Genomic DNA, 23,392 nt, shown 5'->3' on the forward strand with positions numbered 1-23,392 from the left:
TTGAAATAGGAACAAAGGTAAATGTGTCTAGCAAATGTGTTTTGCCACCAATTTGTCATTGCTCTTTCCTTTATAGCTTGTATTATGGGGTTGTGGTTGCTTAGGAACAGTCAACAGCAAACAGATGAAACTGAGGAAACTGAAGCAGTTCTCTTAAGAATGAGCTTTACCTACTGGTTAGTTTATTGTATTGCCTTCACCTGTGAAAAAATTCTCATAAGCTCAGAATGGGAAGGTTTAACAATGACCCTAAAAATTACTACGGCCTTGGCATATTTTTTAACTTTCTCTTGCATCCTGAGTCTACCACTATATAAGTTCGCCGTCCATAAAGTTGAAATTGATTGAAAGCTATCATAAGGATCAAAAGAGGAGTGCTGAGAACTCCTCTCGTGATACTTAATGCTCATGCAGTTTTCATAGCGATCGCGATCGCATTTTCCAATTCTTCCTGTGGTAAACTAGTAACGACAAACACTTCTTGTACGGTTTTACCCTGGCGTGCAATTACCTTATAACCACCGCGAATTGGTACGGAGACACGCAACTGCATTTTAGGAGCGTGTCCTTTAACTCTGCCAATTACTGCTGGCGTTACAGTAGTAATGCCATGTTGTTGACATAAACGTTCTAGAATAGGAATAAGTCCGGGAATATGGGTAGAATGATTCCAAACGAGTCTACCATCTGTTAGTTTACTCATATTAGCTAAGCTGCTTCCAGGGGGGCCATGGTCAATCCAGCGCGACGCAGCTGTTGGTGGTATAATTCCGCTTGTTCTTGAGGTCCTACCCAAACAATAGCTTGTCCCTCATAGTGTACCTGGTTGGTCAGCTCCCAAGCTTGTTCAGTGGTCATTCCCGGAATATACTTCATTAAAGATTTAGCCACATGTTCAAATGTATTAAAATCATCATTTAAGACAATGACCTTATAATTGGGATAGGGTTTACGAACCACTTGAGTTCCCTGGTCAGGTGTGACAGTGGGAGCTGGGGCCATTGCATAAACGGGGAATGGTCTTGTTTTCATAAATCAAAAAGCTACGGTTGAAAAAAAAAGACTTCAACTCTCCAGTGTAATTCAATGTTGGGAAACGGGTTGAGCTTAGGATTTTAGCCGTTGATTGGGGAGAAGTAATTATTATAGATAGGGAAATCATGAACAGCAAAAACTCCACTTTTTCCGGACTAACATTAAAAAGCCTAATCCTATTGTCATCCTTATTGGTATATAACGGGTTAACTCTTGAGGGGTTTGAATTGTCTGCGAATGCTCAGGTACTATCAAATACGGAAAGGGAAGAATTAAGTAAATTTAGGACAGAAACTAAGATTCAAAAGCAAGTACAGTCTTATTTGAGTATTTGGTTGACATTACTCAGTTTGTTTGGGGTGGGTTTAATAGCCACTTTATGGTTTTTGAGAAAGGCCATAATTAAGAATATTGTTGAACGAGCGATGAGACAAATTGGGAATATAGAAAACTTGCAGACGGAGCTAATTGGTACTAATCAAAAGACAACTAGTTTGATTGAGTACTCACAAGATTTAGCCCTGGAGTTAGAACAAAAGGTGAATCACCTGAAAACGACTATTGAGGGTGAGGGAGGGAAATTATCCGTACTTTTATCTGATTTGCCCAAGTCGAAGCAGGAATTTTTAACTGCGTTGGAAAGGGAAGTAACAGCTGCGCAGGAGAATATTAGTAGCTTAGAATTTAAGCTGAATACTCAATTGGAGCAAGTGACTCTTGCTGCGCAACAGCAAAGGGTAACTATTGAAAATATTAAAAAACTAGAATCGGAGCTATTTGCCCAGTTTTCGGAAATAAAATTATCTATAGAAAATCATCGAGATACTGCTGTTAGTGATATTAGTAATTGTCGTTCTCAGTTAGTTGAGCAGTTTGAGATTTTGGCACTGGAAACTCTAGAAAACAAAACCCAGGTTGTGGAAGCTATCACCAAAAATGCGTCGGAATTTACTGGTAATTTGTCCCAGTTACAAACCAATGCTCAAGAACAAATAAATAGCTTTACTGGTAATTTGTCCCAGTTACAAACCAATGCTCAAGAACAAATAAATAGCTTTACTGGTAATTTGTCCCAGTTACAAGCCAATGCTCAAGAACAAATAAATAGCTTTATTGGTAATTTGTCCCAGTTACAAACCAATGCTCAGCAGAAGATGGATGTCTTTACATCTAGTTTATCAGATATAAATCAAGCCAGTAAATTACAATTATCGGATTTACAAACTGATGCTCAAAAACAAAAAGACGATATTTGCAACGATTTGGCAAAATCACAGTCCGAATTTTCTCACTACTTGCTACAGCTAAAGAACACCACTGAAAGTCGCCAAGGAGAAATAATTGATAATTGGCAAAAATCTGTTGATGAGGTTGAACAGATGCTTTTTAACCTTCACAATGATGTGGAGGAACAAAAAACTAATATATTAGAAAATCTAAAAGCTTTGGGCTTAGAGTTCCAGAAGCAAATTGGGGATTTACACAACTCTACTGAACAACGTCAGCGCAAATTCTTTCAAAACTCCCAACATTCCGTTGACCAGTTCATATCAGAGTTTACCTCTGAACTATCAGTTATGAAATCACACATGAAAAATGATCTTGATCATCAAAAAACAACCTTGATAGCACGACTAGCAAAACTAGAAAAGTTAGAGGCTCAATTTGTTGATAAACTAGAAAAATTGCAACTAGATGCGGAAAATCGCCAGTATGAAACCTTAAAAGAATTATCACAAATGACTCCCCAAACTCCCGTAAAGGAACAACAGCTATCACCACCGGGGACTGACACCAATACTATTGATGTTAATAATATTACTGATATTAATATCAATGTTGATAATCCTGATAATTTTGATCATCGGATTCAAGAAGCAGAAGAGCTGCTTTCACAAAACCGTTATGAAGATGCTTTGTCAATTTATGAAAAAATCACCAATATTCAACCCAACCAGGGAGAACATTGGTTAAAACGTGGTTTTATCCTCAATAAACTCAAAAGACATAAAGAAGCAATTGGAGCATACAATCAGGTAATTAGAATTAACCCAGCACACTACCAAGCATGGTTTGACATTGGTATTACCTGTGGTAAACTAGGTAAACATCAAGAAGCTTTCAATTGTTTTAATAAAGCCACAGAAATCAAACCGGAAGAGAGTGTTGCTTGGTTGAATCGTGGTTTATCCCTGGTGGAATTAGAAAATTACGAAGAGGCCATATTTTCCTTTGATAAAGCACTAGAAATCCAACCCAGTTCCTTTAAAATTTGGGATAAAAGAGGTTATACATTAGTCAGATTAGGAAAAGACGAGGAAGCAATTACTAACTTTAATAAAGCCCTAGAAATCAACCCAGACTACGGTAGCGCCTTATATAACAAAGCAGCTTGTTATGCACTACAAAAGAATGTAGAATTAGCCTTGATCAATTTGCAACAAGCTATAAAAAACAAACCTAGTTATAGGGAAGACGCTGCAGGTGATATAGACTTTGATGACATCAACCATGACCCCAGATTTCAACAATTAATTCATGGTGATTAAACCTGGAAAATCCCTCCTATCTCCAATCTTCCCAACTTTGATTAAAAATGGAAGTATCAGGAAAAGCAGTTGGATTTCCGTTCTGGTCAAGAATTTTCCTGAGCATCTGTAACTTAGGTTCGAATCTCGGTAAATTATCAACCAACTCATAGGGAAATATATTTTTCCTCAGTGCAAAACTCGCTACAGTCCCAGCAGCAGCACCGGAAGACCATTCAAAAGAATGGACTCGATAAGCAGCAGCAGCGATGTGACTAGTAGCAATGCTTTTACCCCCAACTATTAAATTATCAATTTTTTGGGGGATCATTGCTCGCAGTGCAATTTGAAAAGGATAAGCATAACCAGCACCCCTTCTTTCTCCAGGACGTTCTATATTACCTGGTGCTTCTGGTGGACTTTTATCCATACAAGGATGAAAATCTATAGCATAATGTCCGATACCTACTGCATCTGGAAAAATTGTGGAGCGACTACGATTTACTATCCTATCTGATGGTAGTTTACCTGTAATTACAGAAGTTGCTTCTAATCCTGCAAGGGTTGCTTTCAACTGACGATACATAGCTGGTGACAGGGTTTTGCGGTAATATTCATCATTATAATTGCGACGAGAAATATCCACTTCCCAAATACTAAACCCTTGGGGTTGTCCCCAACTAGGACGACCAATAATTCGTCTTCCCTCCCTCATATAAGGATATTTTGATAAACCATGTCCAGTTCCCATGGGTGAGTTGAAACCAGTTAATAAAATGTGATTTGGTTGGGGTTGTTTGATGTTTTCACCCAGTAAACTATCCGTATTTCCCGCTACTAGCCAGTAATAATAGGCAAAGGCATTTTCTTCTCCTTTGCGGAGAGTTTCCGTTCTCATTCCTCCCATCCATCCACCTGGATTCAATTGACCTGTGGATTGTAACTGTTGGCGAGTATAAATTAAATTATCCTGGGCTGTTCCTGGACGGTAGTCATTACCCCAAGTCCAGTTCTGCATGGATATATCTCCAGGAGTGGGAGTGGTAAAATTAATTCCACCAAATCTACTCCATGGACCTGTTTGGGGACTCCAAATACGACGATAGGTGAAAACTAAATCAAAGTTGGCTAGTCTGGGTAGTTCATAGCTAAAATAGGGAGCATATTGGGGATAAAATGCTGGCATGGTTTGGTTTTGTGGCTCTTTTGTGGCCTCCATGGCAAAGGTGTAGGTAAAACCTTGGGTACAATAGGGATCCCCTGTGGTACTTGAAGATGAAGGTTCCAGATAGGAAATGGGATCCACTCCCAGACGATAGGGTACATCTGCTAGAGCAATAATTTCCCCAGTTTCAGTAGTATCCACAATATACCATTGTTTGCTTTTTGGGGATGTTTTGGGAACAAAGCGAATGATGGTTTTATCCAACTGGGATGAGTTTTTATAACTGTAAGAATCCTCTATGGTCTGAGATAGGGGGAAGGTGTTCAGAGGTGGTGCATTTTTCGCTGGTCGATGTTGAATTGCGATCGCACTGTTAATGATCTTACCATTTTGAGAAATCTCTATATCTTTAACCACAGTGTTAGGAAAAAAGTGTAATTTTCCTCTTCCTTTGTTTTGTGCATCTTGCAACATTTGGTAAAGAATCCCATGACCATCCCCGGGGAGAAAACAAGAGTCACTTACCCAACAGTCACCAGGGTTAATTGTCCCATATTTTTTTGCAATCCGGTCTCTTAATTCTAGATATCCGCGAGAGTAAAATCTTTTGATCCTTTGGGTTGGTCTTTCATCTAGCGCTGATGTACCCTGGGCGGAAATTTGTCCCCCTAACCAGTCAGTTATTTCGGTTAAACAAACTGTGTTCCCTGCTAGTAAACTTTCGTAAGCTGTGGCAATTCCTGAAAGTCCACCACCTGCAATGACAACTTCACAGTTGATGATTTTGTCTGGATTTCGCGGTGGGTTTGCCAGGACGGAACTGGGCGAAAAGACCATGCTGAGTGTAGCAACACCTGTTAGTATTTGATTGGCTTTTTTCTGTTTACTTTTCATGCAATTCGCTTTATAACCTACTTAACTGTTTTGGCTTTATAGCCCGAAAATGAGTCAAAACGCCTACTCTCACTTTTACCCACCGTTCTGACTAAAGCTATAATAGCAAAAGGATTTATCTTCTATATAGATTTTCCTCGGTTGGGGTTGAGAAAACCCAAAAAACCCACGGGATTGCCTGGTCAAATTATTTATATATGTATATATAGGGGTAAATAATAAGAAAAAATTATGTTTATAGGGGGTTGAGATAAGTTTTTCTGTGGTCGAAGGGGTAAAAATGTGGTACTATGAAAGTTGAGTATAATGGAGTGTGAGCATTTGCAAAAAAAGTGGACAGATTTTCATTATCAGGGTATCACGTCCAAAGGTCAATAGTCAACCCCCACCATGGGAAAAAAATGGGCGCCTAGATTCCTCGCTTGAAATTAATTGCGATCGCTATTTTATGGACTTCCGGTGTAATTACCAAAGATGGGAAAAATTCTGCTGTGATAGAATATCAATCGCGAATATCAAATACTAGTGAGTGGAATTAAATATAAGACAATGTAGGTTGGGTTGAAGTATGAAACCCAACATCCCCAACCCATCCTACAAATAATTGTACCTCCCTACAAGCGATCGCGAATATCAAATACTAGTGAGTGGAATTAAATATAAGACAATGTAGGTTGGGTTGAAGTATGAAACCCAACATCCCCAACCCATCCTACAAATAATTGTACCTCCCTACAAGCGATCGCGAATATCAAATACTAGTGAGTGGAATTAAATATAAGACAATGTAGGTTGGGTTGAAGTATGAAACCCAACATCCCCAACCCATCCTACAAATAATTGTACCTCCCTACAAGCGATCACGAATATCAAATACTAGTGAGTGGAATTAAATATAAGACAATGTAGGTTGGGTTGAAGTATGAAACCCAACACCCCCAACCTATCCTATAAATAATTGTACCTACCTACAAGCGATCGCTCTTTAGCGAATAGGGGAATATCAAATATTAGTAGTACAGTTTAATTATGGGAACTCTTATAGTTGACTAGTTTATGTCCTAATCTTGATGGCTACAGCTATATATGATTGAGTGATGATAAGTGATGATTTTTGTATTAACCAATCCTGATTCAGAATCGATAAAAATACCCCCAATTAGTTTCTATGTAGATAGAGACTTTTTAGAGGTATTTTGAAGTCATTAATGTTTTTTGCAAGCAAGGGGGAATGCAACTGAGAAATTTGATAATTGATTAACTGCAATTGTTAAAACAACCCAGCTCTGACTAGAGTATTCCCTATGAATAGACTTTAGTTATATCTCATGTAGAAGATATAACGTTTTCCCCCCTATCTCATCTATCCTAAGATATAGTTAATATCTACCCTAGGATATATTGACTAATTTATCATATATATGATATGAGAAGGTTGATTTACAGACTAAGTAGTCGTGCAAAATAATTGGGAAAAGGTTATATTAGGTTAATTGCTAATTCCTCGCTACTATAAAGTAAGCAAAGTAAGTAATATTGATTAAGCGTAATTTACTATGAATGGTTTACCTCGTCGTTATCACATTACCACATTCGGTTGCCAAATGAATAAAGCTGACTCAGAGCGCATGGCTGGTATACTGGAAGATATGGGCTTTGAATGGTCAGAAAATCCTCAGAATGCTAATCTGATTGTCTACAATACTTGCACTATTCGGGACAATGCAGAACAAAAGGTTTACTCTTATTTGGGTAGACAGGCTAAACGTAAACACCAAGAACCGGATTTGACTCTGGTTGTTGCTGGCTGTGTGGCACAACAAGAAGGCCAGGCTTTGTTGCGACGAGTGCCAGAATTAGATTTGGTTATGGGTCCCCAATATGCTAACCGCTTGAAGGATTTATTGGATTCGGTTTTTGCGGGTAATCAAGTAGTAGCTACAGAAGAGGTACACATATTAGAGGATATTACCCAGCCCCGTCGTGATAGTCGGGTAACTGCTTGGGTGAACGTAATTTACGGTTGTAATGAACGTTGTACCTATTGTGTAGTCCCTAATGTCCGGGGTGTGGAGCAGTCTCGTACCCCTGAAGCTATTCGTGGAGAAATGGAAATTCTGGGTCAACAGGGTTATCGGGAAATCACTCTTTTGGGTCAAAATATTGATGCTTATGGCAGAGATTTACCCGGTTCAACCGCTGAAGGTCGGCATCTGTACACCTTTACCGATTTACTCTATTATGTCCACGATGTGCCGGGTATTGAAAGAATTAGATTTGCTACTAGTCATCCTCGCTACTTTACAGAAAGGCTGATTAAAGCATGTGCAGAGCTACCCAAAATTTGTGAACACTTTCATATTCCCTTCCAGTCCGGGGATAATGAAATATTGAAGGCCATGTCCCGAGGTTATACTCAAGAGAAATATCGGCGGATCATTAACACAATTCGTAGCTATATGCCAGATGCTTCTATCAGCGCAGATGCTATTGTGGGATTTCCCGGAGAAACAGAAATACAGTTTGAAAATACTCTACAATTGGTTGATGACATTGGATTTGACCATTTAAATACTGCTGCTTACTCACCCCGTCCCGGTACTCCAGCAGCACTGTGGGATAATCAGTTGAGTGAAGAAATCAAGAGCGATCGCCTGCAAAGATTGAATCACTTAGTTAATGTGAAAGCAGCACAGCGATCGCAGCGTTACCTAGGGAGAATGGAGGAAGTATTGGTAGAAGATCAAAATCCCAAGGATCAATCTCAGGTCATGGGTAGAACCAGGGGAAACCGTCTGGCCTTCTTTCAGGGGGATATCAATCAACTGAGAGGAAAAATGGTCAGGGTACAAATTCAGGAGGTTCGCGCTTTTAGTTTAAGTGGTGACCTGGTGGAGTAAGACCTTCATAGGTCAAACCATCTATATTCTCAAATCTTTGACCTGCTTTTTGCCTATAATCTACAATGGGCAAATCTTGACATTTATTCATCCAGACCGAAAAAAGAACTTACTATGCGAACTCACTATTGCGGAGAACCTCGAAAACATCATATTGGAGAAAATGTAATATTGTATGGTTGGGTAGACCGTCACCGCGATCATGGAGGTGTAATTTTCCTAGACCTGCGCGATCGCTCTGGTATTGTGCAAGTTGTAAGCGATCCACAGCGCACTCCAGAATCTTATCAAATAGCCAATAGCATACGCAACGAATACGTCCTCAAAATCACTGGTAGAGTGACGGAGCGTCCAGCTGAATCCCTAAATCCCCGTCTGGTCACGGGTGAAGTAGAAGTATACGCAGATCATATAGAACTACTCAATTCCGTTAGCAAGAATTTACCTTTTCAGGTTTCCAGTGGGGAGACAGAGAATGTGAGGGAGGATGTGCGGTTAAAATATCGTTATTTGGACTTACGACGGGAACGGATGGCTAAGAACATACAACTGCGCCATCAAGTGGTCAAAGCCATGCGTCGTTATTTAGAAGACCAGGAGGGTTTTATAGAAATAGAAACTCCTGTTTTGACCCGTTCTACTCCTGAAGGTGCTCGGGACTATATCCTTCCCAGTCGTGTTAATGAAGGTCAATGGTTTGCCCTACCCCAATCCCCGCAGTTGTTTAAACAAATATTAATGGTATCGGGAATGGATAGGTACTATCAAATTGCTCGCTGTTTTCGGGATGAGGATTTGCGTGCAGATCGACAACCGGAGTTTACCCAACTGGATATGGAAATGAGTTTCATGTCAGAAGAGGAAATTATCCAGCTGAACGAAAAATTAGTTTGTCACATTTTCAAAACCGTTCAAGATATTGACCTACCCCATCCCTTTCCCCGGTTAAGATATCAAGATGCCATGAATAAGTATGGTACGGATAAACCAGATACCCGCTATGGTTTGGAACTGGTAGATGTTTCTGACGTGGTCCAAGATTGTGGTTTTAAGGTGTTCAGGGATGTGGTTGCTGGGGGGGGTATGGTAAAAATCTTACCTATTCCCCATGGGAATGATGCCATCTCCAACGTACGGATTAAACCCGGTGGAGACATTTTTCGGGAAGCAGCAGAAGCTGGTGCAAAAGGTTTAGCATATATTCGGGTTAGGGAGAATGGGGAAATTGACACTATTGGTGCAATTAAGGACAATTTAACTGGGGAGCAAAAACAAGAAATTTTAACTAGAACTGCTGCAAAAGAGGGACACTTGTTACTTTTTGCTGCTGGTGATGCTTTTGTTGTTAACAAGACTTTAGATAGATTGCGCCAGTTTATTGCCAGGGAGTTTAACTTGATTCCCCCTGGGAAGATCAACTTCCTCTGGATTACGGAATTTCCTATGTTTGAATGGAATGCTAACGAAAAAAGATTAGAAGCTTTACATCATCCATTTACTGCTCCCCACCCGGATGATTTACATGATTTGAAGACTGCTCGCGCTCAAGCCTATGATTTAGTGTTAAATGGATTTGAAGTAGGTGGGGGAAGTTTAAGGATTTACCAGCGAGAAATACAAGCGCGAGTATTTGAGACTATTGGGCTTAGTTCAGAGGAAGCACGAAACAAATTTGGTTTTCTTTTAGAAGCTTTTGAATATGGCACACCTCCCCATGGTGGAATCGCTTATGGGGTGGATAGACTAGTTATGTTACTAGCTCAGGAAGAGTCTATTCGGGATGTGATCGCTTTTCCCAAAACCCAACAAGCTCGCTGTTTATTGACCGATGCACCTGCAACAGTAGAGCTTAAACAATTAAAAGAACTTCATGTTGCTTCCACTGTAAAACCTAAAGAAAATAGCCTTTGACCTATTATTTAAACATGGGTAGAAAAAGGCTGTAATGAGTAAACCCACAGCCTTTGGCTATGTTAAAATCCCCACTAATATTTTCATGAGTACTTCCAAATCCATAGGGACGCGATACAGCATTAGATCTTGGGTAACCAGTTTGCTCTCAGGTTGAAAACTACCAAATTGCCAAATTTCTCCTGTGGTTACTGCTCCATACAATATGGGTTCGGTCCTCCATATCCATTCATTTAGGGCAATTAGTTCCACAGCAAGTTGAGTAAAACCTCTAGTTAAATCCGCCTGTTTGGCTTCCACAACCAATATTTGGTGTTCAGATTTTAGGTAATAATCTAGATCTCCCCGCAAAAATTGGTTGATTTCTATAGGGTATTCTATATTAATGCTGGACCGGGTAATGTGGGCAATTTCTAGTAAAATCGGGGCTATTAAAACCTCTCTTCTAGCTGCTTCGCTGGTAAGATTAACTATTTGAATTGCCTCTTCTAATCTCTGTTTTAAATCCTCCAATCTAGTAATCTCATTCTTACTCGTTGGTAGGTCAATTGCACTCTTAATTAAATTTGCACCTAATTCTCTTAAAATATCACTAGGGGCAAATTTTAGATCAAAGTACTTGCGAAAGGTATAGGTTTCACCGACTTTGAGAATTGATGGACGTTGTATATTATCCATAAAACTACTAAACCGTTATGTTTCTATTACCTCATAAGCACTCAACAGCTTAACACAGATTTATATGATGCGGATGAAAGGACTTGAACCTTCACTCCTGTCGGAACTAGAACCTAAATCTAGCGCGTCTGCCAATTCCGCCACATCCGCATTAGTATTTCATACTATCATAACAACTTTTCCTTGGCAAGAGGGAACTGCTATTTTTTTTCTTTTTGATCAAATTTGCCATCAACCCCTATGGACACACGGGGTAGACGATGTTTGAATCCGCAAATGATTTCCCAGGAAATAGTGTTCAATTGATTTGCCCAATCATCCGCTGTGATTTTCTCTTCTCCCTGTTCCCCCAACAGGGTGACTATTTCCCCTTCCTCTACTTCCACCAGGGGACTAATATCTATCATCAGTTGATCCATGGTAATCATACCAATCTGCTTAACTCTTTGACCCTGCACCAACACATCCATTTGGTTAGAAAGACTCCTAGGTACTCCATCAGCATAACCAATACCAACTACTCCAATTCGCATTTCTCTAGGAGCAATAAATTTATGCCCATAACTTACCCCTGTTCCTTTACTGATTGTTTTTATATGTGTAATTCTCGCTTTTACCTGTAGTGCGGGGCGCAGTTGCAAATGATTTCTCTGGTGAGCAGCTGGATAAAGTCCATAAATGGCTAGTCCCGCACGCACCATGTCATAGTGTAATTCTTTGTCCCCTAGGGTAGCAGCAGAATTGGCTAGGTGTAAACTTGGTATTTTTATGCCTCTTGCCCTAATTTGAGCGATCGCCTGTTGGAATCTTCCATGCTGTTGTTCCATAATTGTGGTATCAGGACTATCCGCTGTAGCAAAGTGAGAATAAACACTAGCAATATGTAACCGAGGTAGCTGTTGCACCAACTGAGCAAATTCACCTGCTTGTTGCCAGTCAGCACCTAGTCTTGACATTCCTGTATCCAACTTAATATGAACTGGCAATTTATAATTATAATCAATAGAATTTAATAAATCAGAAAATATTAAAGCTTGTCCTGGGCTACATAAAGTAGGTTCCAGTTGCCAAGAGGTGATAGCATGAATTTGTTCTGGTGTATGGGTAGCACCCAAAATCAGGATTGGGGCCTTAATTCCAGCCTCCCGCAATTGAATACCCTCAGTAACTGTAGCTACTCCTAGCCAGGTGGCCCCCGCCGCTAAAACAGTTGTAGCTACAGCAACAGCACCGTGTCCGTAGGCATCCGCCTTGACCACAGCCATCAATTGGGTTCCTGGGGATAAAAATCCCACTAACTGCTTCACATTATTAGACAAGGCTCCCAAATCAATTTCTACCCAGGCACGTTGTGAAAACCAAGCGTAAGTATCTTGTACAATAAGCATTTTCATATAATCTCCGCTCTATAGGATCTACCCCAGACCTTTACAGATCTGGACTACCTACTTCCTGTTTCATCGTAGTCTCAAGATGATTCTTGAGAGGTTTGTCTACTCCACAAGCTATATTAACTGCTATACCCTCAATCAACTTTTTGTTTTTGTGACTTCCAGCGCCATAAAGGCACACTTGAATCAACTCTATCATGTCCTGTACAAGTTCTTGTTCAAAATTGATTTCTTCATTGAACTCAACAATAAATAATATACACTACATTTTAGTATATGGACATTCTGATAGATTTGTCAATATCTGGGTAGAAAATTTCTTTCAGCTTCTAGCCCTGTTTTTAAAGTGGGGAGATGTGAAATTCTCACTCCTATTTAACCACCCTTTTTACCATTTGGGCCATCTCATCTGTCTAAAAAGGTATATTTGTGTTAGAATGTCTGAAACTAATACCTTGAGCTAAAATCAATGGGGAAGGTTTTAGTCCTAAACGCCTCCTACGAACCGCTCAACATTACCACTTGGCGACGTGCCATTGTTTTGTTGATCAAAGGCAAAGCAGAACATGTGGAACACAATGGCAAATTCCTCTGTTCCGATTTTCCGCTGCCAACCGTAATTCGGTTGCGTCATTATGTCCGCGTTCCATACAAAGAAATCCCACTTACACGTCGAAACATCTTTCACCGTGATGGTCATAGTTGTCAATACTGCGGCTGTACCGGTGATGATCTGACATTAGACCATGTAATACCCCGATCTCGTGGTGGAGGTGACACTTGGGAGAATATTGTTACTGCTTGTGTACGTTGCAACGTCAAAAAAGGCTGTCGCACCCCCCAAGAAGCCCGGATGCCATTACGGTATCCGCCGCGTCAACCTCATAGTAGCCTCTACTTTGAGGTAACGAAACATCTGAACAGTGGACTTCATCAGGAGTGGCAAAAATATGTTATAGGACTTTAACCAATTAACTGGGAATGGGGATGTTTGGGTGAAAAGGGTTAAACAGATCATATAGATATATAATTCCATAACAATTAGAACTGTCCGCACCATGTTGAATTCTAGTGTTTCTCAAATTGAGACTTTCACGTTGACTACAGAGCCAAAGGGGGAGGATATAGAAATAGAGACTACGGTTGACATTCCTCCACTGCATCGAACTCAGGTGCTAGCATCTAATGGTGATGGCAGCATTGCTAATGCTTTCCGTCCCAGCTCCCTGGCCGCTCAAAAGTCAGAAGAATTACAAAAAACTCTTCTCGCCCACCGACACGAGCGCCATTTGGTCATCCTCCAAGACTTTCCTGACCCGGATGCTCTCTCTAGTGCTTGGGCATATCAACTGATTGCTCAACAGTATGACATCAAGTGTGAAATTATTTATGCGGGCACTCTCAGCCATCAGGAAAATATCGCTTTAGTTAAACTGACTGCCTTACCTGCTCAACGCTGTACAGCACAAAGCATTAAAACCAAAGATTTGGTTTCCTATCAGGGTTTTGTCTTGATTGATAATCAAGGAACCACTTCTGCTTTAACGTCTGCCCTTCAGCAAGCTGGAATCCCTTTGATTACCCTGGTAGATCATCATAGTTTACAGGGGGAACTGAAAGCCGAGTTTACTGATGTTCGTCCCTATGTGCGAGCAACAGCAACTATTTTTACCCAGTATTTACAGTCAGGTCTACTCACCCTAGATAGTAGCATGGGACAGCATGTGAAATGTGCTACAGCATTGATGCATGGGTTAAGATCTGATACTAATCGGTTAATGCAAGCCCAGGAGGAAGACTTTATGGCTGCTGCATACCTAAGCAAGTTCTATGATGCTCAACTACTTAATGCCATTTTACAAGCTAATCGTTCCAAGCGTGTAATGGATGTTATTGAGCGTTCTCTGAAAAATCGCATTGTCCAGAATAACTTTTCTATAGCTGGTGTTGGTTACTTACGTTATGATGACCGGGATGCCATACCTCAGGCGGCGGATTTTTTGGTGACAGAAGAAAATGTGCATACTGCCATGGTATATGGAATAGTACATGATGAGGACGATGAGTTAGAAGTGGTGATTGGATCCTTAAGAACTACAAAGTTGACCTTAGATCCGGATGAGTTTATTAAAGAAGCTTTTGGACAAGACAGTACGGGAAGATTTTTTGGCGGTGGACGCACTGGTGCTGGTGGGTTTGAGATTCCCATGGGATTCCTGTCTGGTGGTAACGAGAATTCCGCATACGCTAAGATTAAGTGGGAAGTTTTCGATGCCCAAATTAAACAGAAACTATTAAAACTAGTCAATCCCAAAGATAACCCAATTTAGTTAATACATGGTATGGACTTCTTTACACGCTAAAATACATCGCACAATCCGGCATCGTCATTTATTTGCACCTCATGAACATCTACTGGTTGCCCTATCTGGTGGACAGGACTCACTGTGTTTAATCAAGTTGTTGGTGGACTTACAAGTTAAATGGAAGTGGAAACTGGCGATCGCCCATTGTGATCATCGTTGGCGAGAAGACTCCCAAGCGAACGCGGATCATGTAAAAAATCTAGCGACTAGTTGGGATTTACCGTTCCACTTACAAATCGCCACTGATTCGGTAGATAGCGAAGCTGATGCTAGAAATTGGCGATATAGAGTATTTAGGGAAATTGCTGAAGATTCTGGTTATAAATACGTTGTTACGGGACACACCAGTAGTGATCGAGCGGAGACCCTAATATACAATCTGATTCGGGGGACTGGTGCTGATGGTTTACAGTCCTTAAATTGGCAAAGGTCGTTAGGGGAGAAGACGATGTTAGTTCGTCCCCTGTTAGAGATTACCCGGGAACAAACTGGAAAATTTTGCCAAGACCTTGACCTACCAGTTTGGGTGGATAGCACAAATCAAAATTTACAGTACCCCCGAAATCGTATTCGTCAGCAGTTACTCCCCTATCTTGCAGCAAACTTCAACCCCCAGGTGGAATCCCATTTATCTCATACAGCAGAGTTGTTGCGAGCAGAAGTAGAGTATCTAGAACAAATAGCTCACCAGTTGAGGTCAATAGCCTCAACAAAGTGTGAAAACGGTGATTTACGTCTGAATCGTCATTTATTAAAACAACAGCCCTTAGCTCTCCAACGCCGGGTGATCCGTCAAATATTGCAGGAAGCGTTACCACAAACCCCCAATTTTGATCATATTGAAAAAATCACAGATTTAATTAACGCCCCCAACCGTTCTCAAAGTGATCCTTTTCCTGGTGGTAGCATAGCAATAGTAGAAAATGCTTCCATAGTTATTCGACAACCCATTCTAACTTTAAGAGAAAAAGAAAGTTAGAATGGGCCACAACCCATTTGGAAAACTCCTGAAAATATGGTCAGCAAACCGGACTTTGTAACAGACCCTCGCCAGAACCTACATGGCAAATTACCAGAAAATGCTGATGCTCCCGTGCTCATTACCCTCAAAGATGAGCCAGAATGGTCAATAAAACGGTTACTTGATATTTTAGCAGGTCGAGCGATCGCACCTTTAAAGGGTAATGGTTGGGGTGGTGGTACAGTGATGCACCTCCGAATATACCCAGTTTGAGTATAGAGGAGGTTTTGGGCGATCGCTTATCTGATCTCAATATTCCCATTGTTTCCGATTTACCCTTTGGTCATGATAGCCCTAATGCAGCTTTACCTGTGGGGGTACAAGCAACATTAGATGCAGATCAGGGAATATTAGAAATTGTCCATGAAATTAAATCCATTTGCGATAACAACGAGCAGTAATTAAATAAGGATGAAAAACTTCTACAAATTTAGTTTGTAATGTCTGAAAAAACCTATCTAGCAATTCTGGTTCATCATGGTGAAAAGGATATTCTTGATTAAAACCTTTAAAGAAATACCAATTCATAATGATTTTTCCTGCATCATCTAAAGACTGATGAAACGTAAGTAATTGCTGAATAGGATCTGGTAAATGCTCTAAAACATCAAAACAAACAATAGTATCAAACATTTCTGAACTAGGCATTTCTTGACACAAAACTATTTTTTTGTCTAACCCTAATTGTTTAGCTCGATATTCGACAAACTCGCAATTAATCGGATTAATATCAAAATAAAACACCTCTTTAACATTTGGCGAAAGTGCAGCACCAATAGCATGAGTACCAATTCCCCCACCAAAATCTAATACCCTACCTTGGGCATATTTGGCAATTAATAGTAAAGTATTACCAATATAATCATGACTGTTTAAATGCCAAGCTCCAAGCTCAAAAAGATACTCATTTTTCACCTGATACTGATAGAAAGCTGTAGCTTTTTCCCAGTCAAAATCTTTATGGCCTAACTCAGCCATTTCTTTTTGACCAGCAGCTAATTTACTTTCTAATGTTTGCTCATCCAAACTTAAAAATCCCTGAAGATGTTGCTTTAAACTAAAAGCATCTTCCCAAAAGCTATTTAAAAAAGATGGAATAGGTGGTGTGATCATATTTTTCTACCTGCTGAATACAATAATTTAGCTAAATCATGCGTAATATTTGATATTATGCCTAAAAGCACATCAATTTCACAATTGTATCGGAAATTGACCTAAACTGCTGTATGATTCTAAGTACACACTCTAGCCTAAGTGCTGTACCTTTGTATTTTTAACATATTTTCATTGATAGGAGATCAAAATGCCTAGTGTTCAGGAAAACTTAAATACATGGTCTAATTACGATTGGACCCAACAGGGTAATGAATGGTCGAGTCCATGGGGTGGAACAGATAACTGTTTTTTTGGAACTATACATCCGCGAATTAAAACCTTTATTCCTGAGACAAAAACAGGAACAACAATATTAGAAATAGCTCCTGGTTTTGGACGTTGGACACAATACCTAAAGGATTATTGTCAAGATTTAATTATCGTAGATTTAACTGAAAAGTGTATTGCCGCTTGTCAAGAACGCTTTGCAGATTGTTCTCACATTACATATCATGTCAATGATGGAAAATCATTAACCATGATTGAAGATGAATCTATTGATTTCATTTTTAGTTTTGATTCCTTAGTCCATGTGGAAAAAGATGTCATTAAATCCTATTTACAACAGATAGCCCTGAAACTTAAACCCAATGGTGTAGGATTTATCCATCATTCTAACTTGGGCAATTATCTCAATCCCGCTACTGGAAAGCTAGAGTTAGAAAACATTCATTGGCGAGCAGAAAGCATGACTGCTAAACTATTTGAGCAATACTCCCAAGAGGCTGGCTTACAATGTTTTCACCAAGAAATAGTTAATTGGTGTGGCGATATTTTGTGTGATTGCTTTTCCTTAATTACACTAAAAAACTCTCAATGGAGTCAACCCAATCATGTAATTGAAAATCCGAATTTTGGTGCAGAAGCTCAACGTTTACGCCAAGTATCATAAAATAATTGGAGGTAAGCAAGATGCTTACCCCAAAAGATTTTGAATATTTTGCTGTCATATCATGTTCAGTAAAAACAGATAAGGAATAAGCAAACTATTGATTTTTTCTTATCTGTGTAAAATCTTCTCAAACCATTGTTCTACACGAGCGCCCATTGCTGCCAAAGAATATAAACTCTCTGCTTGCTGGCGACAATTTTGACGATCAATAGTGTGTACCCGTTTAACAGCATCTATTAAACCTTGTACACTATCTGGCTCAACCAAAAACCCAGTTTTGCCATCTTCCACTATTTCCACTAAACCGCCCCGACTATAAGCAATCACCGGTACTCCACAAGCTAAAGATTCTAAACCTACAGTGGGGAAAGCGTCTATCCAGTGGGGAGTAGCTAACATAGCTTGACATTCCCTCAGTCCCGCTTGTAATTCGTTTGTAGAGACAAATCCTTGGTAATCTATCTGTGCATCGGGATACGCTTGACGAACTTGCTGCCAATATTCCTCATTTTGCATCAAACCAAAGATTTTTAGAGGCATTCCTAAAGTATTTGCTGCTGCTACCGCATCTTCTAAACCTTTTTCTGGTGCTATGCGGCCTACCCAACCTAAGCTATTACCAGGTTGATCACAAAACTGATACAAAGACAAGTCTAATCCATTAAATAAACAAACACATTCATCAGGGCAAGGAAAAGTTGCAGCTTGTGTTTTTGAGTGAACACCAATAGCATGGGGAAACTGAGTTGCTACCTTGGCAATCATATCATCCATCGCATCCAGTAAAGAACTCATACTAATTAAATGGGCAACTGGACGATGAAAAAATTGCGTTAAATATAATGGCAACCAATCATAGCTAAAATTCAAAATTAAATCATAATTTCCCTGTACTTGATAAGCATAAGTCCACATATTTGCTAAAACTGAATTTGTCGGAATCCCTATTTCTGCATCATACTTTTGATCTTGGGCGGCATTTTGTGTATTTCCGGGTATTTCTATCAAAGGTAACGAACCACTGCGAGAACCTGCTGGTGCGACAATATCTATTGTGTGTCCTCTTTGCTGCATTGCTTTGACAATATTGGGGAGGGTGACTTCTATTCCACCACCTAACCCTGAACCCAAAGCACCAACACCTGTGGACATAAATAATAATTTGTAAGTCGGTTGACTCATTATTAATATCCTCAATTAAAAATTGCAGTTATCATCATACATGAGTAACTCTACAAATTAAATAGGAATACTATATTTTTGTGATAATTTTTCAGCCTCCAGTGATTAATTATTTTTGCTTTGACATCGGGTAATTAATTTACCAATCTGAGTTTTATATATTGCGGCTTTGATTAAATGCGTGCAAGCATAATATATGTAGCCATTTAATTAGGCTATTAAAAAATCTAGCAACTAGTTGGGATTTACCATTCCACAAAATTTACAGTACCCCCGAAATCGTATTCGTCAGCAGTTACTCCCCTATCTTGCAACAAACTTCAACCCCCAGGTGGAATCCCATTTATCTCATACAGCAGAGTTGTTACGAGCAGAAGTAGAGTATCTAGAACAAGTAGCTCACCAGTTGCGGTTACAAGCCTTAACAAAGTGTGAAAATGGTGATTTACGTCTGAATCGTCATTTATTAAAACAACAGCCCTTAGCTCTCCAACGCCGGGTGATCCGTCAAATATTGCAGGAAGCGTTACCACAAACCCCCAATTTTGATCATATTGAAAAAATCACGGATTTAATTAACGCCCCCAACCGTTCTCAAAGTGATCCTTTTCCTGGTGGTAGCATAGCAATAGTAGAAAATGCTTCCATAGTTATTCGACAACCGTTTCTAACTCCAACAGAAAAAGAAAGTTAGAATGGGCCACAACCCACTTGGAAAACTCCCGAAAATATGATCACTCGCCAAAACCGACACGCCAAATTACCAGAAAAGGTTGATGCTAAAGGTCTCAATCAATCCCCGTCTTTAAAAGACGAGTTGTATCTGAGGTTTTATTTGTCCTCACCCGAGGAATTTGCCCTACCCTTAATTAGCATCAAGGAGGTAATAGAAGTTACTCCCAATCAAATCATACCCATTCCTAACACCTCCCCATTGGTTTTAGGAGTAGTCAATTGGCGAAGTCGGTTAATTTGGGTAGTAGACTTAGGAAAGTTTATGGGAGAAATGATACCTTTAAATCTAGAACGTAGATCACAAGTATCAGTTATTACGACTGAGTATGAAGACACCATAATTGGTTTAGCAGTAGACCAAATATGTGCTACGTTTTGGTTAGATATGGAATCTGTAGTAGCTCCAACCGATGTGCCAGATGACATACTTCCTTTTGTGCAGGGGGAATGGCTAGATAGTGAAAATAACAAGTCCGTGAAGCTGATTAATCAAAGAGTAATTCTGCAAAGCGATAAATGGGCAAGTATGGTCAAATTTAATCAGGAGGGAAAATGATAAATATAAATACAGATGAGCCAAATTCCAAATATCAGGAGGCGTTAACAGCTTACATAGAAGGTGATTATCAACGTGCTGCTACTCTAATAGACCAAGTAGTCAGCATTCTAGGAGAAGACCCTAATTCCCACCTGTTGCGGGGTAATATATACTATGCTCTAGGAAAATTTAAGGTTGCCAAAGCGGAATATGATCGGGTATTGGGTTTAACAAATAATCAAGAAATACTGGGTTCAGCTCGTCAAAAATTACAAGTGATTGAACAGGAGCTAGTCACTGACAGCTCTGCTTTAAAGAGTGGTTCTGATAGTACTTTCGTTGCAGATCCCAGTAGTGTTGAACAACTGTTTTCGGACATAGAAGAAAATCATCAACCACACCCGTTGGAATCAGATAAAAAGTATAGTTATAACGATATGGACAAAATTGAATTCCTGGTTAATTTTGATGAATTTGATGATTTAAGAAGTATTTCATCTTGGGAACCGGTAGAAATAGATGAAAACATACATACCCATGATGAATCAGCTGGTAACCATAACCAAAAGTTACTAGAATATAAATCCGTAAGTACCCAAGACCCATCACCAGAGAATGTTCCCATTCGGCAAAATTCTTCCTTAAATGCTATCTTAAAGAAACAGCAGTGGTCTACCGCACTAGTAGTAGGTTTTACCTCAGCCCTAACAGCTGCTGTGATTGGCTTTGGAACCAGCTCATGGATATCACCCACCCAAACTGAATGGATGAGAAATGCCAATTGGGGAGTACCTCTAGGTGCTGGAATCATAAGTGGAATCACTGCTGCTTCCGTGGGTGGTCTGGCACATCAATCTGTTCGACGTGCTTTTCAGGAACAGAACTCCGGTCAGGCCAAAGAATTAGCAGTCACTCTCAACTCTGTAGTAAGTATGACCCAATCCCTAGAGGAAGTCAGAAAAATAGGTAAAGCAGCTCAAACCTCGGTTCATCGCGTTAATGACATTAATAGTCAAGTTAGCGAAGTTTTGGAAAACATGGTGGCAGAAATTTTGGTAATTGGAGAAACCTTAACAAAAACCGAACCTCAACTAAAATACTTGGCCCAAACTTGTCAAGAAGTTAATTCCTTGGCTACATTAACATCCCAATTAGCCTCTCGTACTAACTTGTTAACATTAAATGTCAGCATTGAAGCGACAAAATCTGGCATAGGAGGAAGAGGACTGGCAATTATGGCCAATGAAATATCCCAACTAGCAGATAAGACAGCTAAATCTGTTAAGCAGATTCAAGAGATGTTTGGAAACATTGATAAGGAGGCTAACCGTATTATACTCACTATGGAAGGGAGTAAACAACGAGTTATTAATAGCACCAAACTTGCACAACAAGCTAGGCAATCTCTGGATGATATTACCCCTATAATAGCTGATATAGACTCCTCAATTGAGAAAGCAACTCTTAACTCCCCCTAAATACCATTATTTAAACTTAGGTTAGGTAAAAACAAAAAGTATGCATGATGCTAATAGTTTTTGGGAAGATACAGGAAGCAAACCTGAAAAAAAACCTGTAGATGAGAATTTGGAAGATTTGATTAAGGAATTGGAAGATAGCTTGTTAGCAGGATCTAAACAAGTCTCATCACAAATAATCAGGGAAAAAGGAAAGCAAGTTGGCCTTACTTCCATAGGGGGAAAACCTCAAGTTACTAAAATACCAGATCCCGTTTCTTTTGGGGGTAAGGAGGGTGTCAATATTTCTTTTGGTCATTTAAATCAAATGGCAAATTTGGTGGGGGACTTGCTGACCAGTCACCATGTCCTAGCGCATAATCACCAGCACCTGTGCCAATCTTTAGACCATCTGCTCTCTCAAATTCAACACCTTTCCCAGATCGGTATCAGAATACAAGAGTTAAATGACCCATCTAATCCTTTCTATTCCCTGCACCAAGAAATTATAGAATGTACTTCCACCATGGTGGAGTCTGCATTAGATATTGATTTTGTTCAAGAGGAGATTCAAACTCTAAGTGAGCAGTTTGATCAAGTCACGGAAAAATTACGAGATAGTTGTGTCAGCATACAACGGATCCCTTTTGCTCGAGCTAGTGAACGATTACGTAATCAGGTGACTATTGATGGAGTGAAGTATGGCAAAAAGGTGGACTTGGTTATACAAGGACAAGAAACACCTGTGGATAAGCTAATTTTACCCCACCTGACTGATTGTCTGATTTATATACTCCATCATGCTATGTCCCAGGAAACTAAAACTGCTCCAGTCCGCATTGCTTCTGGCAAATCACCTGCAGGAAAAATCACTATCCAGGTTTCTGTTGAGGGTAAATACAATCTGATATGTATAACTTTTATATCTGTAGCTAATAATACTCTGGGACTTAACTACCATAGGCTAATCCAAAATTTGCTACCAACTCTTCACCAAGTTTATGGCACTATTAGCACTGATTCCTCTATCGCTCACCAAAGAACTTTGACTATCAAGTTACCTATTAGTTTAAGTGGTTTGACTGCTTGTGGAACTATATGTTGTGTTTTCCATAACTACACAATTGCCTTTCATCAGGAATATGTGATCGAAACCATGGATATATTGGTGAAGGATCTGGCCAGGGATGCTAAAGGTAAACCATTTATCCGCTGGGGAAAACGGATTTTGCCTTTACGCAGTCTCTCTGAAGTGTTAGGATTTCATCGTCAAATTGTTGACACTCCTTCAACGGACAATCGTCAAAACACTTCTGTAGTTATTCTTCACCCCGGTAGTACTGATATTATAGTCGCTCTCCAGGTTGACCAGGTGTTGGGTGAAAGGGAAATCTTTGTTAAACAATTCCCAGGAATTTTACCCAAACCCACTGGTCTTGCAGGAATGTCCATTGGCTCAGATGGTACTATTGTTTTTGTAGCAGACCCCTGGGAAATTATCAGTCAACTAAATCTAGTGTCACCGACCTAATAAGATCGGTGAC

At 39.8% G+C, this 23,392-nt stretch carries 18 protein-coding genes, 1 tRNA gene and 3 pseudogenes; 13 read left to right on the plus strand and 9 right to left on the minus strand.

Features of this window, described 5'->3' with window-relative positions; all coding sequences use genetic code 11:
- Positions 1-21 precede the first annotated feature (21 nt).
- Positions 22-348 carry a hypothetical protein gene (locus tag IAR63_RS04210; RefSeq protein ID WP_187706705.1) on the plus strand — a complete coding sequence of 109 codons (327 nt, stop codon included), beginning with the start codon at positions 22-24 and terminating at the stop codon, positions 346-348.
- A gap of 58 nt (positions 349-406) precedes the next feature.
- Here IAR63_RS04210 and IAR63_RS04215 read toward each other — a convergent pair whose 3' ends face one another.
- Together IAR63_RS04215 and clpS are read right to left on the minus strand one after the other, a co-directional pair.
- The gene (locus tag IAR63_RS04215; RefSeq protein WP_006278795.1) at positions 407-703 is read right to left on the minus strand and encodes a DUF2103 domain-containing protein; all 297 of its coding nucleotides are present in this window, start codon (positions 701-703) and stop codon (positions 407-409) included.
- Between the two features lie 5 nt (positions 704-708).
- Positions 709-1,032, minus strand: coding sequence for an ATP-dependent Clp protease adapter ClpS (clpS, locus tag IAR63_RS04220; protein WP_187706706.1), 324 nt, complete (start codon positions 1,030-1,032; stop codon positions 709-711).
- Between the two features lie 128 nt (positions 1,033-1,160).
- Between clpS and IAR63_RS04225 the strand changes: the two genes are divergently transcribed.
- Positions 1,161-3,584: a tetratricopeptide repeat protein gene (locus tag IAR63_RS04225; RefSeq protein ID WP_187706707.1), complete on the plus strand. Its 2,424-nt coding sequence runs from the start codon at positions 1,161-1,163 to the stop codon at positions 3,582-3,584.
- Between the two features lie 16 nt (positions 3,585-3,600).
- On the opposite strand, the gene IAR63_RS04230 is transcribed toward IAR63_RS04225, so the two are convergent.
- Positions 3,601-5,565, minus strand: coding sequence for an FAD-dependent oxidoreductase (locus IAR63_RS04230; RefSeq protein ID WP_407927169.1), 1,965 nt, complete (start codon positions 5,563-5,565; stop codon positions 3,601-3,603).
- Between the two features lie 1,613 nt (positions 5,566-7,178).
- Between IAR63_RS04230 and miaB the strand changes: the two genes are divergently transcribed.
- Together miaB and aspS are read left to right on the plus strand one after the other, a co-directional pair.
- The gene (miaB, locus tag IAR63_RS04235) at positions 7,179-8,522 is read left to right on the plus strand and encodes a tRNA (N6-isopentenyl adenosine(37)-C2)-methylthiotransferase MiaB (RefSeq protein WP_187706709.1); all 1,344 of its coding nucleotides are present in this window, start codon (positions 7,179-7,181) and stop codon (positions 8,520-8,522) included.
- 114 nt (positions 8,523-8,636) lie between these two features.
- Entirely contained in the window at positions 8,637-10,433 is a 1,797-nt protein-coding gene (gene aspS / locus IAR63_RS04240; protein WP_187706710.1) for an aspartate--tRNA ligase, read from the plus strand.
- Positions 10,434-10,490: 57 nt separating this feature from the next.
- Here aspS and IAR63_RS04245 read toward each other — a convergent pair whose 3' ends face one another.
- From IAR63_RS04245 to IAR63_RS18870, 4 genes and pseudogenes are all read right to left on the minus strand, one after another.
- On the minus strand, positions 10,491-11,111 hold the full coding sequence (locus tag IAR63_RS04245; protein WP_187706711.1) for a hypothetical protein: 621 nt from the start codon (positions 11,109-11,111) through the stop codon (positions 10,491-10,493).
- 68 nt (positions 11,112-11,179) lie between these two features.
- Positions 11,180-11,261, minus strand: a tRNA-Leu gene (locus IAR63_RS04250).
- A 50-nt stretch (positions 11,262-11,311) separates the two neighbouring features.
- Positions 11,312-12,505, minus strand: coding sequence for an alanine racemase (gene alr / locus IAR63_RS04255; RefSeq protein ID WP_187706712.1), 1,194 nt, complete (start codon positions 12,503-12,505; stop codon positions 11,312-11,314).
- 121 nt (positions 12,506-12,626) lie between these two features.
- Positions 12,627-12,746 (minus strand): annotated as a pseudogene (locus IAR63_RS18870) (IS607 family transposase); the annotation flags it as partial.
- 225 nt (positions 12,747-12,971) lie between these two features.
- Between IAR63_RS18870 and IAR63_RS04265 the strand changes: the two are divergent.
- The 4 genes and pseudogenes from IAR63_RS04265 to IAR63_RS04280 all read left to right on the plus strand — a co-directional run.
- Complete coding sequence (locus tag IAR63_RS04265) at positions 12,972-13,469, plus strand: HNH endonuclease (RefSeq protein WP_096547448.1); 498 nt, start codon at positions 12,972-12,974, stop codon at positions 13,467-13,469.
- A gap of 91 nt (positions 13,470-13,560) precedes the next feature.
- A complete protein-coding gene (locus tag IAR63_RS04270; protein ID WP_187706713.1) occupies positions 13,561-14,832 on the plus strand; it encodes a DHH family phosphoesterase in 1,272 nt (423 codons plus the stop codon).
- Between the two features lie 7 nt (positions 14,833-14,839).
- Positions 14,840-15,847 carry a tRNA lysidine(34) synthetase TilS gene (tilS, locus tag IAR63_RS04275; protein WP_187706714.1) on the plus strand — a complete coding sequence of 336 codons (1,008 nt, stop codon included), beginning with the start codon at positions 14,840-14,842 and terminating at the stop codon, positions 15,845-15,847.
- Between the two features lie 108 nt (positions 15,848-15,955).
- Positions 15,956-16,290: pseudogene (locus IAR63_RS04280) on the plus strand (hypothetical protein); the annotation flags it as partial.
- On the opposite strand, the gene IAR63_RS04285 reads toward IAR63_RS04280, so the two are convergent.
- Positions 16,259-17,002, minus strand: coding sequence for a class I SAM-dependent methyltransferase (locus IAR63_RS04285; RefSeq protein WP_071241667.1), 744 nt, complete (start codon positions 17,000-17,002; stop codon positions 16,259-16,261). The pseudogene IAR63_RS04280 and the gene IAR63_RS04285 sit on opposite strands and share 32 nt — an antisense overlap.
- 190 nt (positions 17,003-17,192) lie before the next feature.
- Here IAR63_RS04285 and IAR63_RS04290 point away from each other — a divergent pair, with 190 nt between their 5' ends.
- Complete coding sequence (locus tag IAR63_RS04290; protein ID WP_187706715.1) at positions 17,193-17,936, plus strand: class I SAM-dependent methyltransferase; 744 nt, start codon at positions 17,193-17,195, stop codon at positions 17,934-17,936.
- A gap of 108 nt (positions 17,937-18,044) precedes the next feature.
- On the opposite strand, the gene IAR63_RS04295 is transcribed toward IAR63_RS04290, so the two are convergent.
- Positions 18,045-19,118 (minus strand): glycosyltransferase family 4 protein, encoded by a 1,074-nt coding sequence (locus IAR63_RS04295; protein ID WP_187706716.1) that lies wholly within the window; start codon positions 19,116-19,118, stop codon positions 18,045-18,047.
- 256 nt (positions 19,119-19,374) lie between these two features.
- Here IAR63_RS04295 and IAR63_RS04300 point away from each other — a divergent pair.
- The 4 genes and pseudogenes from IAR63_RS04300 to IAR63_RS04315 form a co-directional block, all read left to right on the plus strand.
- A pseudogene (locus tag IAR63_RS04300) lies at positions 19,375-19,812 on the plus strand (TilS substrate-binding domain-containing protein); the annotation flags it as partial.
- Positions 19,813-19,848: 36 nt separating this feature from the next.
- Positions 19,849-20,409: a chemotaxis protein CheW gene (locus tag IAR63_RS04305; RefSeq protein WP_187706717.1), complete on the plus strand. Its 561-nt coding sequence runs from the start codon at positions 19,849-19,851 to the stop codon at positions 20,407-20,409.
- Positions 20,406-21,869: a methyl-accepting chemotaxis protein gene (locus IAR63_RS04310; RefSeq protein ID WP_187706718.1), complete on the plus strand. Its 1,464-nt coding sequence runs from the start codon at positions 20,406-20,408 to the stop codon at positions 21,867-21,869. The genes IAR63_RS04305 and IAR63_RS04310 overlap by 4 nt, the downstream gene beginning before the upstream one ends.
- Before the next feature lie 40 nt (positions 21,870-21,909).
- On the plus strand, positions 21,910-23,379 hold the full coding sequence (locus IAR63_RS04315) for a chemotaxis protein CheW (protein ID WP_187706719.1): 1,470 nt from the start codon (positions 21,910-21,912) through the stop codon (positions 23,377-23,379).
- Positions 23,380-23,392: the final 13 nt, after the last annotated feature.

Origin of the sequence: Cylindrospermopsis curvispora GIHE-G1, assembly GCF_014489415.1 — a bacterium.
Taxonomy (GTDB): Bacteria; Cyanobacteriota; Cyanobacteriia; order Cyanobacteriales; family Nostocaceae; genus Raphidiopsis; species Raphidiopsis curvispora_A.